The 16,632-nt window shown below is 27.7% G+C and carries 15 protein-coding genes; 7 read left to right on the top strand and 8 right to left on the bottom strand.

Going from position 1 to position 16,632, the window contains the following annotated elements; translation table 11 throughout:
- Positions 1 to 124: 124 nt before the first annotated feature.
- Complete coding sequence (gene typA / locus ACH5BK_RS05295; protein ID WP_404305170.1) at positions 125 to 1,942, bottom strand: translational GTPase TypA; 1,818 nt, start codon at positions 1,940 to 1,942, stop codon at positions 125 to 127.
- Positions 1,943 to 2,134: 192 nt separating this feature from the next.
- Between typA and ACH5BK_RS05290 the strand changes: the two genes are divergently transcribed.
- Positions 2,135 to 3,052, top strand: a complete 918-nt coding sequence (locus tag ACH5BK_RS05290; protein ID WP_404305168.1) for a glutaminase — start codon at positions 2,135 to 2,137, stop codon at positions 3,050 to 3,052.
- A gap of 45 nt (positions 3,053 to 3,097) precedes the next feature.
- Here the strand turns inward: ACH5BK_RS05290 and ACH5BK_RS05285 are convergent, their stop codons facing one another.
- From ACH5BK_RS05285 to ACH5BK_RS05270, 4 genes are all read right to left on the bottom strand, one after another.
- Positions 3,098 to 4,180, bottom strand: a complete 1,083-nt coding sequence (locus ACH5BK_RS05285; protein WP_404305166.1) for a PepSY-associated TM helix domain-containing protein — start codon at positions 4,178 to 4,180, stop codon at positions 3,098 to 3,100.
- A gap of 20 nt (positions 4,181 to 4,200) precedes the next feature.
- The gene (locus ACH5BK_RS05280) at positions 4,201 to 6,501 is read right to left on the bottom strand and encodes a TonB-dependent siderophore receptor (RefSeq protein WP_404305164.1); all 2,301 of its coding nucleotides are present in this window, start codon (positions 6,499 to 6,501) and stop codon (positions 4,201 to 4,203) included.
- 97 nt (positions 6,502 to 6,598) lie between these two features.
- Positions 6,599 to 7,576, bottom strand: coding sequence for a FecR family protein (locus ACH5BK_RS05275; protein ID WP_404305162.1), 978 nt, complete (start codon positions 7,574 to 7,576; stop codon positions 6,599 to 6,601).
- The gene (locus ACH5BK_RS05270; protein WP_404305160.1) at positions 7,573 to 8,043 is read right to left on the bottom strand and encodes an RNA polymerase sigma factor; all 471 of its coding nucleotides are present in this window, start codon (positions 8,041 to 8,043) and stop codon (positions 7,573 to 7,575) included. The genes ACH5BK_RS05275 and ACH5BK_RS05270 overlap by 4 nt, the downstream gene beginning before the upstream one ends.
- Before the next feature lie 134 nt (positions 8,044 to 8,177).
- On the opposite strand from ACH5BK_RS05270, the gene ACH5BK_RS05265 reads away from it, so the two are divergent.
- Positions 8,178 to 8,789 carry a trimeric intracellular cation channel family protein gene (locus ACH5BK_RS05265; RefSeq protein ID WP_404305158.1) on the top strand — a complete coding sequence of 204 codons (612 nt, stop codon included), beginning with the start codon at positions 8,178 to 8,180 and terminating at the stop codon, positions 8,787 to 8,789.
- A gap of 67 nt (positions 8,790 to 8,856) precedes the next feature.
- Positions 8,857 to 9,309: a hypothetical protein gene (locus tag ACH5BK_RS05260; protein WP_404305156.1), complete on the top strand. Its 453-nt coding sequence runs from the start codon at positions 8,857 to 8,859 to the stop codon at positions 9,307 to 9,309.
- Between the two features lie 30 nt (positions 9,310 to 9,339).
- Here the strand turns inward: ACH5BK_RS05260 and ACH5BK_RS05255 are convergent, their stop codons facing one another.
- Positions 9,340 to 9,660: a DMT family transporter gene (locus tag ACH5BK_RS05255; protein WP_404305154.1), complete on the bottom strand. Its 321-nt coding sequence runs from the start codon at positions 9,658 to 9,660 to the stop codon at positions 9,340 to 9,342.
- Positions 9,661 to 9,763: 103 nt separating this feature from the next.
- Here ACH5BK_RS05255 and ACH5BK_RS05250 point away from each other — a divergent pair, with 103 nt between their 5' ends.
- Positions 9,764 to 10,249, top strand: coding sequence for a MarR family winged helix-turn-helix transcriptional regulator (locus tag ACH5BK_RS05250; RefSeq protein ID WP_404305152.1), 486 nt, complete (start codon positions 9,764 to 9,766; stop codon positions 10,247 to 10,249).
- Positions 10,250 to 10,252: 3 nt separating this feature from the next.
- Here ACH5BK_RS05250 and purN read toward each other — a convergent pair whose 3' ends face one another.
- Positions 10,253 to 10,828 (bottom strand): phosphoribosylglycinamide formyltransferase, encoded by a 576-nt coding sequence (gene purN / locus ACH5BK_RS05245; protein WP_404305150.1) that lies wholly within the window; start codon positions 10,826 to 10,828, stop codon positions 10,253 to 10,255.
- Positions 10,829 to 10,908: 80 nt separating this feature from the next.
- Positions 10,909 to 11,376: a crossover junction endodeoxyribonuclease RuvC gene (ruvC, locus tag ACH5BK_RS05240; protein WP_404305148.1), complete on the bottom strand. Its 468-nt coding sequence runs from the start codon at positions 11,374 to 11,376 to the stop codon at positions 10,909 to 10,911.
- 240 nt (positions 11,377 to 11,616) lie between these two features.
- On the opposite strand from ruvC, the gene dnaA reads away from it, so the two are divergent.
- The 3 genes from dnaA to gyrB all read left to right on the top strand — a co-directional run bounded on the left by dnaA (position 11,617) and on the right by gyrB (position 16,532).
- Positions 11,617 to 12,933 (top strand): chromosomal replication initiator protein DnaA, encoded by a 1,317-nt coding sequence (dnaA, locus tag ACH5BK_RS05235; protein ID WP_404305146.1) that lies wholly within the window; start codon positions 11,617 to 11,619, stop codon positions 12,931 to 12,933.
- A gap of 170 nt (positions 12,934 to 13,103) precedes the next feature.
- Positions 13,104 to 14,174 carry a DNA polymerase III subunit beta gene (dnaN, locus tag ACH5BK_RS05230; RefSeq protein WP_404305144.1) on the top strand — a complete coding sequence of 357 codons (1,071 nt, stop codon included), beginning with the start codon at positions 13,104 to 13,106 and terminating at the stop codon, positions 14,172 to 14,174.
- A gap of 39 nt (positions 14,175 to 14,213) precedes the next feature.
- Positions 14,214 to 16,532, top strand: a complete 2,319-nt coding sequence (gene gyrB, locus ACH5BK_RS05225) for a DNA topoisomerase (ATP-hydrolyzing) subunit B (RefSeq protein ID WP_404305142.1) — start codon at positions 14,214 to 14,216, stop codon at positions 16,530 to 16,532.
- The last annotated feature ends 100 nt before the right edge of the window (positions 16,533 to 16,632 follow it).

The following is a 16,632-nucleotide window of genomic DNA, read 5'->3' as shown; positions in this document are numbered from 1 at the left end:
CTGTTTGAAATCCTAAGCCACATATCATCGGACATAAAATTTTTCCTTTTATTTAATTTTTTTGCATAAAAAAAGGGGAAGAGCAAAAGCTCTTCCCCTGTATAAGATTGTTTATAAAATCTTATTATTCAGCGAACTTAGCTTTCTTTGCTGCTCTTTTTCTAACTGTTGGATCTAAATCTCTTTTTCTAACTCTAACGGAAATTGGAGTTACTTCTACAAGCTCATCTTCTTCAATCCACTCTAGTGCATTTTCTAAAGACATTTCTCTTGGTGGAATAAGCTTAATAGCATCATCAGCACCCGAAGATCTTACGTTTGTAAGTTGTTTACCTTTGATTGGGTTAACATCTAAGTCATTTGATTTAGCATGCTCACCGATAACCATTCCTGTATAAACTTTATCTTGAGGCTTAATATACATAACTCCTCTATCTTGTAAGTTAAAGATTGAGTAACCTAAAGCTTCACCATTTTCCATAGATACTAATGCACCATATTTTCTACTTTCAACTGTACCTGAGTGAGGTCTAAACTCTAAGAATGAGTGGTTCATAACACCCTCACCTTTTGTATCAGTTAGGAACTCAGTTCTAATACCGATTAATCCTCTTGCAGGAATTTCAAACTCTAATCTTGTAAATCCAGCACCCATTGGTACCATATTTGTCATATTAGCTTTTCTTTTTCCTAGTTTTTCAATAACTGTTCCTGAAAACTCATCAGGAGTATCAATAACTAAGTGCTCAAATGGCTCCATAGTTACACCATTTTCTTCTCTTGTAATAACCTCTGGTCTACCAATAGAGAACTCAAAACCTTCTCTTCTCATGTTCTCTGCAAGAATAGTAATTTGAAGCTCACCTCTTCCGTTTACTTTAAATTTACCTTCACCAATTTGCTCATAATTCATAGCAATGTTAGTGTTCATTTCAGCTGCAAGTCTTTCATCAATTTTATTTGAAGTTACAAACTTACCTTCTGTTCCTGCTAATGGAGAATCATTTACTGCAAAAGTTACAGAAAGTGTTGGCTCTTCAATGTGCATAGGATCTAATGGCATTGGGTTTGCAGGATCACAAAGTGAATCACCCACATCAATAGTTTCAAATCCAGCTACAGCACAGATATCACCTGCTCCTGCTTTATCAATTTCGATTCTCTCTAAACCTTTAAATCCAATAAGTTTAGAAACTCTACCTTTAACTTTCTCACCATCAGCTTTACATAAAACAACAGTTTCACCCATAGAGATAGTTCCGTTAAAGATTCTAGCAATACCGATTTTTCCGATGAAGTTATCATAATCAAGTGTAAATACTTGAAGTTGAAGTCCTTCTTCTTCACTTCCTTTTGGCTTTGGAACTTCTGTAAGAATAGTTTCAAATAATGGTTGTAAATCTTTCTTTTCATCTTCTAAAGCGTGCATTGCATAACCATCTCTAGCTGCTGCATAAATTACTGGGAATTCAAGTTGCTCTTCATCTGCACCCATTTGATCAAATAGGTCAAATACCTCATCAACAACTCTATCTGGTTCACCAGCTGGTTTATCAATTTTATTTACAACAACGATTGGTCTATGACCTAATTGAAGTGCTTTTTTTACAACGAATTTTGTTTGAGGCATAACACCTTCTTGAGCGTCAACTAGTAATAATACTGAGTCAACCATCTTTAAAACCCTCTCAACTTCTCCACCAAAATCGGCGTGTCCTGGAGTGTCGATGATGTTAATTCTTACACCTTCGTAATCAATAGCAGTATTTTTAGAAAGAATTGTAATCCCTCTTTCTTTTTCGATATCGTTACTATCCATAACTCTTTCATCAACTTCTTGGTGAGCTGCAAAAGTACCTGATTGTTTTAGTAACTCATCAACAAGTGTTGTTTTACCATGGTCAACGTGTGCGATAACTGCAATGTTTCTAATATCTCTCATTTATTCTCTTTATAATAATTTTGAAGGAATTTTTAATTTTAGCTAAAATTTTCCTGATTAGTTTTCGCGATTATACTAAAAAAAAGCTTAAACTATAGATATATTGTATAAGTAATTACAAAATGATTACATATACACTTTTTATCTTCCCAAAGTTTGATACAATATATTAATAAATTTTCAAGGGATTATATGAATTATCAAGAAATATTAGAAGAGATTAATGAAGAAATTAAACCTTATCTAAAAAAAGGTGATGTAGCCGATTATATACCTGCTTTACAAAAAGTAAAGAAAAATGATTTTGCTATGAGTATAATAGATGTGGATTTAAATGAGTATCATGTAGGCTCACATAAAAAGCCTTTCTCAATTCAAAGTATCTCAAAGGTATTTACTTTTGCTTTAGCCTTACAAAACTATAGTAAAGAACTTTATAAAAGAGTGGGACATGAACCATCAGGGGATCCTTTTAACTCACTAGTTCAACTTGAATATGAAAATGGTATTCCTAGAAATCCTTTTATAAATGCAGGAGCTATTGTCACAACTGACGCTTTAATATCTTTATATAAAGAAAGCACTTTTGAGTATATTCTTCATTTTATTCAAAGTACTGCAAATGATGATACTATTTTTTATAATAAAAACGTATATAAATCAGAACTAAAACATGGATATAGAAATTTAGCTTTAATAAATTTAATGAAAAGTTTTCAAAATATTAAAAATTTCACTGATAGTGTTATGCAAACATATTTTAAACAATGCTCAATTGAAATGAGTACTAAACAACTTGCAAAATCTATGCTATTTTTAGCAAATCATGGAGAAAATCCTATTACAAAAGAATCATTAATAAATGAAAATAAAGCAAAAAGAGTAAACGCTTTAATGTTAACTTGTGGACATTATGATGCTTCTGGTGATTTTGCTTATAAAGTTGGGCTGCCAGGCAAAAGTGGAGTTGGAGGAGGAATAGTTGCTATTGTTCCTAAAAAAATGGCAATTTGTGTTTACTCACCAAGACTAAACTCTTATGGAAACTCTCTTGCTGGAACAAAAGCTTTAGAATTGTTTGCTAAAAAAACAGGTTTATCTATTTTTTAAAATCAAAATTCTGATAACTAAATCGCAAAAGTTATCAGAATTATCTTATTTATTTTTTCTTTTTCTATACATCAATAAACCTGTAACAAAAAACATAGGAACAAATAAACAAACTATAAACATAATACTTTGACCTATAAGTCCAAAATATTCCCCTGTATGTATTGTTAAAATAGACATCATAACTTGTTCATTTAAACCTTTTTTTTCATATCTTTCATGCTTTATTATTTGTTTTGTACTGATATCTAAGATTAGTTTATTTCTTTCTCTTCTTTGAGTCGCGCTCTCATCGAGATATATAAAGTTATAAACTGTGCCTTTTTTAGGTATTTTAACAAATGAAAATTGATATTTATGTTTAATATTATCATTAAACATTTTTATTGCTAAATCAAGATTAGAAAAAGTATCTTTACTTCTTTTTATCTTTAATTTATCAATAATTCTTGCTGGCTTTTCTAAACCAACCAAATTATAAATGGCTTTACTATATGAAGGATAAGTCCAAGTCAAACCAGTTATTATCAAAACAAAATATATTGGCATAAACCAAAGGCCTAAAGAGGAATGAATAGAACTTAAAAAAAATCTACCTTTTGATTTAAAACTAAAACTAAAATTTTTAAAAAATCTATTTTTTAAACGAGGATATAATACATATAAGCCACTAAAAAGTAAAATCAAAAATAGTATAGATGAAATCCCTATAATTTGTCTTCCAAACTCTTTTAATAAAAGTGTTCTATGAATATTTTCAACTGTTCTAAAAAAATTTTCTGCCTTAGCTTCTCCTAAAAATTCTAAAGTATAAGGGTTTACATAATATGTAACAGCTTTTTTTCTTCCATCAATTTTGACTTTTACAGCGAAAGAAGATGTTTTTATATTTGAAAAAGATACTGCTTGTATTTCTCCATTAACTTTTGTTTTAAAATCTTCTAATATTTTTTCAACTGAAATTTTTGGTTTATTTAATAAAGGTACTTCATAAATATCTTTATTTAAATATTTCTTTATTTGTGGTTCATAAGCCATTATTGCACCACTAAGTGAAATAATGACTAAAATAGTTCCTGATAATAAACCAAAAAATAAATGTGCTTTATATAAGTAACTTTTTCTCAAATTTAAACTTTAATATTACTCTAAAAATCTAGTTGAAAAGCAAGACTAAATGATCTTCCTTGTCCAGGAACTCTTCCAACTGGACTCACATCTACACCTCTAAAGTAATAATCTTCATCAAAAATATTATTAACAGCAAAACTAACTTTTGCATCTAGTTTATTATCTAAAGGTATCATCCTAGAGTATTTTGCATTCCACAACATATAAGATGGAACCTTTCCTTTTTGACCATTTGCAGACTCTTCTTTAGTATTTGCACTATCAGAAAAAGCATCACTTAAATAAACACCTGTAATATTAAAATCATTATTAGAAATTGAATAATCTCCAGATACACTTAACTGATGAGTTGATACGCCAGGAAGTTTCTTACCTTTATTAGCTCCTGTTAATTGTTCTGTATCTAAATATGTGTATCCAAGTGTTAAAGCTGTTTGGTTTGTCGGCTTTAAAACTATTTGTGTTTCAATACCTTGATGTCTTGTTTCTCCTAAGTTTTTAAAAGACTGAGTACTACTTATATATTCAATTTGGTCCTCATAATCTATTCTATATAAAGTTGAATTCATACTAAAAATATCATTAGGTGTATATCTTAACCCTACTTCATAATTCCAAGCTAACTCAGCAGCTAAATCTCCATCTTTTCTAACTTGTGCAACTTGAGGAGCTCTTAGTGACCTTTGGGCATTTGTAAATAAAAACAACTCTTTATTTGCTTGATAACCAATACTTAAACCTGGTAACCATGATCTCATATTTTTCTTTTTATCTGCATTTGGATTTGAATTAATATTATCACCAAAGTCTGTATCAACCATTTCATATCTTAAACCTGGTGTAACTTTTAAATCTCCATTCATTAAACTTATAGTATCACTTACATAAGTAGCAATAGCATCAGTTTTAATCTTCCAGTCTCTTATAGTATTTGTTAGATTACTACTAAACTTTTTTTGATCTAATAAATAATCTACATCTTCTCTTACATATCTAGCACCAACTGTAAATTTATGATTAGATTTTTCATAAGTCCATCTAGGTTCTGTTCCTAAAACAACTATTTCTCTATCTGCTGTTCTTAGTGAATCTTCTTGAGCTGGAGTAAAACCTAAACCAGTAGTATTCCAACCCCATTGAAACTTTCTTTTACTTTTATGGGCAAAATTAATCCAGTTAAACTCACTATTTTCATTAGGATTTAGCTTATATCTTAAAGAAGCTCTTGTTGTTTCTCCTTCAAATTTATCAAAAATTCTTTGTGATTTGCTTTTATCTTTTTCATAGGCTTCTGGAAGTAAAGCCCCTGGTAAATCTGCATCTGCATCATAGTATTGAATATTTGCCTTTAGTTCACTATTATCATTAGGATAATATTCTGAATCTAAAATGATATTTGTAATGTCTGTTTGAGAATGTTCTCTAAAAGATTCTCCATTTATACTATTAACTTGTAGTTGTAATCCTAAATCATTATTTACAAAACCACCTGTTCTTAAATATATGTCATTTAAAATATTACCATTATCAGCAAAATCTATTTTATTTTTAATTGTCGAACTATGTTCAGTAGAAATAGGCTTTGTAATAAAATTTACAACACCACCAACATTATTTGGACCATAATGTACTGCTGCTCCACCTCTTACTACATCAATAGATTCAAGTGTTTCCATTGTAATTGGAAATAAAGAAAAACTTGCATGGCTATATGGAGCAATAGCAGCAGGTACACCATTTACTAAAGCATTTAAATAAGCACTTCTTCCTGGTTTTAAACCTCTTAAAGAAATATTTGGTAATACTCCTGTTCCTGTTTCATCTTGAATTTGAACACCAGGAACTACTCTTAGAGTATCTTCAAGGTTTTTTGCAGCTACTTTTTGTAAAGTTTTAGATGTTATTATAGTTCTTGCTCCACTATAATCCTTTACAGCTTCTTCTTTTGAATTTCCTAACCAATCTCCATAAACTTCTACTTCACCTAAACTCTTTTTAGTTAAATTGTTATCTTTTAAGTTTTGTTTTTCTTCTTTTTTTATAATAACTATTACGTTGTTTTTAATTACTGCTTTTAAATTTGTATTTAAAAGTACTTTTTCTAAAGCATTTTGTACACCTTTTATATCTTTTATTTCTTTTGAAAGTTTTCCTTTTAGTAACTTCCCATCAGCAATATAAGACATTTTTGATTTTAATGCTATTTGTTTAATTGCATTTTCTAAACTTTGCTTTTCTAAAGTAAAACTATTTTGTGCATATAAGTTTAAAGAAAGTACTAAACTAATTCCTATCATCTTAGAGTATTTTATACCCATATTGATTGCTCCTTACATTTTAAATGATTTTGAGAATTGTTCTTCATATCATAAGACGCATAAATTGAAAAAAATGGATATATAAATAGAGTTTTTTTTATATTTTTTTAAAAATAAAGATTCTTTTACCTTTTTTTGTACTTTTTAAAGAGTATATCTCACCTATAGCATATAAGAAATTATCAAAATTATCTATAGAAAATAAACCTGAAATAGAAAGTTCTTCTATATCTTTTTGTATTACAACATCAAGATTTTTATATTTTTTAAACTCTTGTACTACTTCTTTTAAAGTATTATTTTTAAAGTGAAGCATTCCATCTTTCCAAGAAGCAATACTTTGTATATCAACCTTATCTATATGAAAATTATTAGCTATCTTATCAAAAAGAATTTGCTTTCCTTTTGATAGTTTTGTTATTTCTGTTACTGAATTATTATTAATTTTAGAAATACTTACTAAACCACTAATTACATTTACTTCTAAATTATTCTTATTTTCTTTTACTTCAAAACTTGTACCTAAAACTTTTATTTGAATTGCTTTTGTATTTATTATAAAAGGTCTTTTTATATTTCTCTTTACATCAAATAAAACCCTTCCACTCTCTAAGCTAACAACTCTTTTATCTTCAAAAAACTTTGTTGATATTGATGTTTTTGCATCTAAAATTAAATTTGATCCATCTGGTAAAGTTATATTCTTAGAAGCCATTTGTGTAGAGTAATTCTGTTTTTGTATAAAGTTCATATAATCATCAACTTGAAAAGCTCCAATAGCTATTATAAAAACCATAGCAGCAGCTATACTATAAACTTTTAGTTTTCTAAATACACTTTCCCTTTTTAGTTCACTATGAACTTGGGCAGAAATTTTACTTTTAGTATCTAAAGAGATATTAGAATATGAATTCTGAATACTTTTTAAGCTTTCAAATATTTTTTTATGCTCACTTTTTTTTATCCATTCATTAAACTCACTCTCTTCTTTGCTCGATGAAAAACCATCGCTAATACAGGATAAATAAAAAGCAGCTTTTAATTTTATTAATTCAGTGTTATTATATTTTTTCATTGTTTTTCTTCTATATAATCAGATAATTTCTTAGTTGCATTTATTACATATTTTTGAACTGTATTTAAATTTAAGTCCATCATTGAAGCTATTTGTTTTTTACTATATCCATCAAAAATATGTAATACAAACACCTGTTTTAATCTTTTAGGTAAAGAATTTAAAGCTTCAATAAGTAGTTCTTCTTCTAAATGCTTAATTGCTAAGTGTTCAGGCTGTTCTTCTTTTGGTATTGAAAAGTTCTCTTCTTCAAAACTTATATTATCTCTATTTTTTTTCTTTCTAGATTGATCTATAACTAGATTTTTAGCAACTTTATATAAAAAAGCTCTCTCATTTTTTATATCTAATTGCTTAGATTTTTCTATTGTCTTTGTATAAGTTTCTTGAATAATATCGACTGCTTGTTCTTTATCACCTATCATTCTTTGAACATAATAAACTAATTCATTATAATATTTTAACATCTTTTTATTTATTTTTTGATATATATTATCAAAATCAATATTATATATAACTTGGATTTATCTTTCAAAACACAATTGTAATATATTTTTAAGTATAATTCAAATTATTAGAAAGAAAATAAGGATTTATAAATATGACAGCATTAGAATTAGCAGATATTATTGGTGTAATTTGTTTTGCATTGTCAGGCTTTTTAATTGCTGTTCATTATAAACTTGATATTTTAGGTGTTTTTATCTCTGCATTTTTAACAGCTCTTGGTGGAGGAATGACAAGAGATGTACTTGCTAATAAAACACCTTATGTATTTACAGACACACTTCCAGTAACCTTAGTGGTAGCCACTGTATTAGTATCACTTGTTTTGAAACTTCATAAAATTGATGATTTAGAAGGTAAAACAGCTTTTATAATTTCTGATGCAATAGGCCTTGTATCCTTTGCTATTACGGGTTCGATTGTAGCAATTGAAAATAATTTCAACTTTTTAGGTGTATTAATTTTAGCCTTTATTACAGCTGTTGGCGGTGGTACAATTAGAGATATTTTAATAAATAGGGTACCATCTATTTTAGTATCAGAATTTTATGCAACTGTAGCAATTATAGTTGGTCTTATAACTTATGGTTTATACTTACTTGATTTAAAAAATATATACTCACTTATTATTGTATTTATTTTTGGTGTTGCTCTAAGATTACTTGCTTATTATAAAAACTGGCATCTTCCAACTTTATCTAAATAAATTTTTTGCTTAACCTTTCATTTACTTTTTATAGGTAAAATTTCGCAATTTAAATTTAGGAGAAAAAATGAAGAAAATTTTATTCGTTGCTGCCTTACTTGTTGCAACATTCGCTAATGCATTAAATATTGGAGATTCAACTCCAGCTTTTGAAATCAAAGATCAATTTGAAAAAAAACATACTATCAAAGCAGATACTAAAAATATCATTGTTGCAGGAGACAGAGATGCAAGTGAAGTAATTAGAGATTACTTACTTAAAAAAGAAAAAGGTTTTCTTGAAGCTAATAACTCTTATTATGTAGCTGATATTTCAGGTATGCCAAGTTTAATTACTAAATTTTTTGCACTACCAAAAATGAAAGAATATCCTTTCTCTATTTTATTAGTAAATGAAGAACAATCAAAATCTTTTACTAAAAAAGAAGGACAAATCACTATTTATTCTGTAGAGAATGGAAAAGTTACAAATGTTAAATTTATCAAAACAGCTGAAGAATTAGACGCTGTATTTAAATAAAACTATTAGCCTAATGGCTAATAGTTACTCTTAAGATGATACAAGTTTTAAGCCAACAATTGAGCTTATTAAAGTAAATAGAAAAAATAATCTTAAAATACCTGCTGGTTCATTATAAAATAAAATTCCTATTAAAATAGTTCCAAATGCCCCTATTCCAGTCCATACAGCATAAGCTGTACCAATAGGAATAGATTCTACTGCTTTAGTTAGAAAATAAAAACTACTACTTGCAAATACTAAAAATATAATTGTTGGTATCAATTTTGTAAAGTTTTCTGTTAATTTTAACATAGAAGCAAAACCAACTTCTAATAATCCCGCTAATATTAAATATAACCATGCACTCATAATAAATCCTTTAAAATATCTTTCTTGGAAAGATACCTTATTTTTACTTATATTTATCTTTCTTAGAAAGATAAAATTAAATATACCTATGCTATTATAAAAAATGCAATTAAAAGAATTTAACCAAAACAGTATAAAAATATTAAAAGATAAGACTCCTAATATTTATAAACCTACCCTACACATAACATTACCATTTTTTAGGCTTCATAAACTATTATTTGAAAAAGGTGAATTTATATTAAAAGATAAATTTAACCTAACACAAAGTGAAGTAGATGTTTTATCATGCCTTTACTATAAAGATGCAAATCATATTTTAACACCTACACAACTTTATGAATTTATGCTTTTTTCTTCAGGAGGAATGACAAAACTTCTAAAAAAACTTGAAGAAAAAGAACTAATAAAAAGAGTTGATTCAAAAGAAGATAAAAGAGTTAAAAATGTTCAGTTAACAAAAAAAGGTATAGATATCATGATTAGAGCTTTAGATAGAATTATAAGTTTTGAGGATGATTATTTCTGTAAACTTGATAATAAAGAGCAAAAAGAGTTTGCTAGACTTTTAAACAAACTCCTTGATTAAAAGTTAAAGTAGTTTTTTAAAAGTATCAATTATCGCAATTGATTCTAAATCTTTGATTCTTTCTTCTAAAGACTCAACTGTTTCATTTTTATCTAATAAAAGCTCTTTAGTAAGAATAATCTCACCATCATCATATTTTTCATTTACATAATGAATAGTAACCCCTGATTTTTTTTCACCATTTTTAATAATAGCTTCATGTACATATCTTCCATACATACCTTTTCCTCCATATTTTGAAGGTAGTAGTGCAGGATGAGTATTTATAATATTTTTTGGAAATGCCTCTAATAATTTAGGACCTATCATTTTCATATAACCAGAACAAAAAATATAGTCACAATCAAATTCTAAAAGCAATCTAGCTATTTTATCATCACAGTCTTGACCTGGATACCTTTTATCATTTATAATAAAATTTGGTATACCAAATGATTCTGCTGTATTTAAAGCATTTGCATTTGAATTGTTTGAAATTACTACTACTATTTTAGCATTTAAAATTTTATCATCTATTGCTTTTTGAATTGTTTGAAAACCACTTCCATTATATGAGGCTAAAATACCTATTCTTTTCATTTTTTATTCCTACTAATAATTAAGGCCGAATTATAACAAATATAAAGTATTTATAATATAAGTTAAATCTTTTTTACCAATTATCTTATTCTTTGAGCATGAGTTAGAGCAATTGCTATTGCATCTGTAATATCAAGAGGTTTTATCTCTTTTTTAATTCCGAGTAATCTTTTTACCATGAAAGCCACTTGAGTTTTATCTGCTTTACCATTTCCTGTAACAGCTTGTTTTACTTGTAAAGGAGTATATTCTGCAAAATTACCAAAAACTTGTAAGATTTTTAATGAAATAGCACCTCTAAATTGTGCTAATTTAATTACTGTTTTAGGGTTGAAAGCATAAAACATATCTTCAATTGATACCTCATCTATTTCATGCCTAGCAAATATCAAATCAAAGCCCTCTGTCATCTCTACAATTTGTTCTTGTAATACTTTTGTTTTAATTTTTATAAGCCCTGCTTCAATAAGCTTTAGATTTCTTCCATTCTTTTCAATTATTGCATATCCACAGTTTCTTGTACCTGGGTCAATTCCTAATATTTTCACGTTAAATTACTCTTTTTTTGTCTTATTTTTATTCACATACTTTCAAGTACCGTATAATGGTATTTTTCACCTAAATATTCACTTAAAAAACCACAGTTATTCACTACTTATTCACTATGTGAACAACATTTATTCATCATTTTATTCACTTTATTTTTTACTTATTTTTAACATGTGAATAACTTTTATTAAAAATTCGTTATAATAGCTACTATTTATAAAATAAAGAGTTAATAATAAATGACAAATAAAGATTTTTTAGCACTTATTCAAAAAGAAGCTACTTCTATTGATTATGATAGATACTTAAAACAACTTACATACAAGAAAATCTCATCGGATGAGAAGCTTGCTGTATTTGAAGTATCGAATAAATATATAGCTTCATGGATAAAAAGTAAATTCACTAATTTAATACAAAATTGTTTCGAACAATACGATGGAACAAAACCAAAAATTGAAATTAAAATTGCTGGAGAAAAAAAATCTAAAAAAGAGATCATTAAAGAACAAATTAAAAATGAAACTGCCGAAAGTACGATACTAAATCCATCGTATACTTTTGATTCATTTGTAGTAGGTCCATCAAACCAGATGGCCTACAATGCGTCACTTGCGGTAACAAATAAACCAGGAACTCAATATAATCCTTTATTTATTTATGGAGGAACAGGACTTGGAAAAACACACCTTTTACAAGCAGTAGGAAACTCTGCAATTGAAATGGGTAAAACTGTAATTTATGTAACAATTGAACAATTTATGAATGATTTTACATTCTCAATTAAAAATAAAAATATGGAACACTTTAGATCTAAATATAGAAAATGTGATGTTTTATTAATTGATGATATTCAGTTCTTAAGTGGAAAAGAGCAAACTCAAGAAGAGTTTTTCCATACTTTTAATGAATTACATAATGCAAAAAAACAAATTGTAATGACAAGTGATAGATTACCATCACAAATTGCAGGTCTAGTAGATAGATTAAAATCTCGATTTGAATGGGGTTTAACAGCTGATATTCAAATTCCAGGTTTAGAAACAAAAATAGCAATTATTGAGAAAAAATCTGAATTAAATGGTATTGCATTAACAAGAGAAATTATTAACTTTATTGCTACAAACCTTGATAATTCTATTAGGGAAATAGAAGGTGTCTTAATTAGAATTAATGCCTCTGCATCACTTCTAAATCAAGATATTACCCTTGAAATGGTGCAAGGATTATTAAAAGAGCAAATAAAAGAAACAAAAGAAAACATCAAATTACCTGATGTAATTGATATAGTTGCACGTGAACTAAATATCAAACCAAGCGACATTAAATCTAAGAAAAGAACAGCAACAGTTGCTAATGCAAGAAGAGTTGTTATATATCTAGCAAGAGAACTTACACATAACTCAATGCCTGATATAGCAAAATTCTTAGGAATGAAAGATCACTCTTCAATTTCTCATAATATTAAGAAAGCGAATGAGTTAATAGAAAAAGATGAAAACTTTAAATTAATCATTGAAAATTTAAAAAATAAAATCATAAATAAGGAGTGGTAAAGGTAACTCAAAAAAAAAAGTTTGAGTATATTGTGTGAAAAGGTGTGAATATTTCATTTCGTTATATCACATGAAAGTCTTTCGATACAGTCGTCGATTTGAATGTATTTTCATCTTTTCACACACACTACTACTGCCACTAAAGATATATAAATAATAGGAGATATAAAATGAGGTTTATAATTACAAAAAATATCATTGAAAATGTAATAGCTTCAATGCAACCTTTTTTAGAAAAAAAAGATGCTAGTGCAATTACATCACATATATATTTAGAAATTGCAAATACAAAATTAATTTTAAAAGCTACTGATTATGAAATAGGATTAGAGTCTCATATCGATAGTATAAATGAAATAGAAGAAGGTAAAGCAACTGTAAATGGTTCTAATTTATTAGGTATTATAAAAAGATTAAAAAATGAAGATATTATATTTGAAACTACAAGTAATAATCTAGTTATAAAACAAAATAAATCAATATTTAAATTACCTATGTATGATGCATCAGAATATCCTGATATGTTAAAAAATGATAATTTACATAAATTAGAGATATCTACATTAAACTTTATAAACTCTATTAGAAAAATAACACCTGCTGTAGATAACAATAATCCTAAGTTTGAATTAAATGGTGCTTTAATAGATGTTAAAAATGATAAAATTAATTTTGTTGCAACTGATACTAGAAGATTAGCTATATCTCATCTTCAAAATATTTCAAATAATGAATCTCAATTTATTATTCCTAAAAAAGCTATTATTGAAATACAAAAACTTTTTATAGATGATGCAACTATCTCTTATGATGAAACAAATCTAATAATACAAAATGCAACTTCTAAATTTTTTACTAAACTAATAAATGGTAAGTTTCCTGATTATGAAAGAATCATACCAACAAATTTAAAATATAATTTATCATTACCTAAAAATTTATTAGTTGAATCAATCAAATTAGTTACATCTTTATTTTCTAATATTAAAATTACATTTACATCAAATGCGATTATCTTTGAATCTTTAGATGAAGATAGTGAATCACAAACTCAAATAGATATAAATTTAAATATAGAAGAAAATTTCTATCTAGCTGTAAATGCAAAATATTTATTAGACTTTTTAAGTATGACAAATAATGAAAATGTAACTGTTGGATTTAATGAATCTAATTTACCATTTTATTTAGAAGATGAAAAGTTTTTTACAATTGTAATGCCAATTGTTTTAGAAAAATAGATTTAAATATATAAAAAATAGAAATAAGGACAAAAATAGATGAGTCAAGAATACGGCGCTAGTAATATTAAAGTTTTAAAAGGTTTAGAAGCAGTTAGAAAAAGACCAGGAATGTACATTGGTGATACTAATATCAATGGTTTACATCACATGGTTTATGAAGTTGTTGATAACTCTATTGATGAAGCTATGGCTGGTTACTGTAGAAATATTAAAGTAACTATGACTAAAGATAATTGGATTAAAGTTGAAGATGATGGTAGAGGTATTCCTGTATCTGAACACCCTACTGAAAAAATGTCAGCTGCAACTGTTGTACTTACAGTACTTCACGCAGGAGGTAAATTCGATAAAGATACTTATAAAGTATCAGGGGGATTACATGGGGTTGGTGTATCTGTTGTAAATGCCTTATCAAAAGAGCTTAAAATGACAATTCATAGAGAAGGAAAGATTCACTATCAAGAATTCTCTAAAGGTATTCCTAAATCTCCATTAGAAGTGATTGGTGATGCTCCAAGAAAAACAGGAACTACTATTGAATTTTTAGCTGATGATTCTATTTTTGAAGTAACTGAATATCAATTTGAAACTCTAGCAAAAAGATTTAGAGAAGTTGCATATTTAAATCCTTTTATTTCTATAACTTTAGAAAATGAAAAAACTAAAACTAAAGAAGTTTATCATTTTGAAGGTGGTATTAAACAATTTGTAACAGATTTAAATAAAGAAACACCTGTATGTGATGCAGTTGCATTTAGTGATAAAGCTGATGATGTAGAAATTGATATTGCACTTATGTATAACTCAACATATACAGAAAAAACTATTTCTTTTGTAAATAATATTAGAACTATTGATGGTGGTACTCATGAAGCAGGTTTTAAAGCAGGACTTACAAGAAGTATTGTTAAATATTTAAATCATAATGCAAATGCGAGAGAAAAAGATACAAAAATTACAGGTGATGATGTAAGAGAAGGTTTAATTGCTATTGTTTCTGTAAAAGTTCCTGAACCACAATTTGAAGGACAAACAAAAGGTAAATTAGGTTCTTCTTATGTAAAACCTTTATGTCAAAAACTAACAAGTGAGTGTTTAGATAGATATTTTGAAGAAAATCCTGCTCAAGCAAAAGCAGTTATGGAAAAAGCATTAATGGCAGCACGTGGTAGAGAAGCTGCTAAAAAAGCGAGAGAACTTACTAGAAAAAAAGATTCTATGACAGTTGGAACACTTCCAGGAAAACTTGCAGAATGTCAATCAAAAGATCCTGAAGTTAGAGAATTATACCTGGTGGAAGGGGATTCAGCAGGTGGTTCAGCTAAACAAGGTAGAGATAGAGTTTATCAAGCAATTTTACCACTTAAAGGTAAGATTTTAAATGTTGAAAAATCAAGACTTGATAAGATTTTAAAATCTGATGAAATTAGAAATATGATTACAGCTATGGGTTGTGGTATTGGTGAAGATTTCAATGAAGAAAAAATCAGATACCATAAAGTAATCATCATGACCGATGCCGATGTTGATGGATCGCACATTCAAACATTACTTTTAACTTTCTTCTTTAGATTCTTAAGACCAGTAGTTGAAAAAGGATATTTATATATCGCTCAACCGCCATTATATAGATATAAAAAAGGTAAAAATGAAATTTATCTAAAAGATGATACAGCTTTATCAAATTTCTTAATCGAAAATGGAGTTGAAAACTTCTCTTTTGCTGGATTAGGAACTAATGATATGATTGATTTATTTAAAACAGTTTCTAGATATAGAGATATGTTACAACAATTAGAAAAAAGATACTCTTTAGTTGAAGTATTAAAACATCTAATTGAAAACCCTGATTTAGTAAAACTTGAACAAATGGATTTATATGAAGTAGTAAAAGGCTTCTTAGAAGACAAAGGTTACAATATTCTTACAAAAAATATAAATGAAGATATGATTCAGCTGTTTGTTCAAACAAACGAGGGGCTAGAAGAGCTAATCATTGATGATGAACTGTTTGCATCACCTTACTTCTCAGAAGCCACGTATATCTTCTCTAAGCTTGTTGAGAGAGATATTTCTATGTTTGATGGAAGAGATTTAATTGAATTATTAGATGAAGTAGAAGGTTTAGCTAAAAAAGGTGCATATATCCAAAGATATAAAGGTTTAGGTGAAATGAACCCTGAGCAATTATGGGAAACTACAATGACTCCTGAGGATAGAAGACTTTTAAGAGTTAAAATTGAAGATGCAGAAGCTGCTTCTGATGCCTTTACTTTATTTATGGGTGATGAGGTAGAACCAAGAAGAAACTACATTGAAGAACACGCAAAAGACGTTGAACACTTAGACGTTTAATCTATTAGAGACTAAATAGAGACTTTTTTAAAGTCTCTAAAAAGTCTTCTTTTTAAAAATATTACAAATTGAAATAAAAAACCAATCATTTACTTTTTTA

It is taken from the genome of Arcobacter sp. YIC-80, assembly GCF_044841725.1.
In the GTDB taxonomy this organism is placed as follows: Bacteria; Campylobacterota; Campylobacteria; order Campylobacterales; family Arcobacteraceae; genus Arcobacter_B.
The sequence above is the reverse complement of the archived record's forward strand: the minus strand, read 5'-3'. Positions and strand labels throughout refer to the sequence as shown.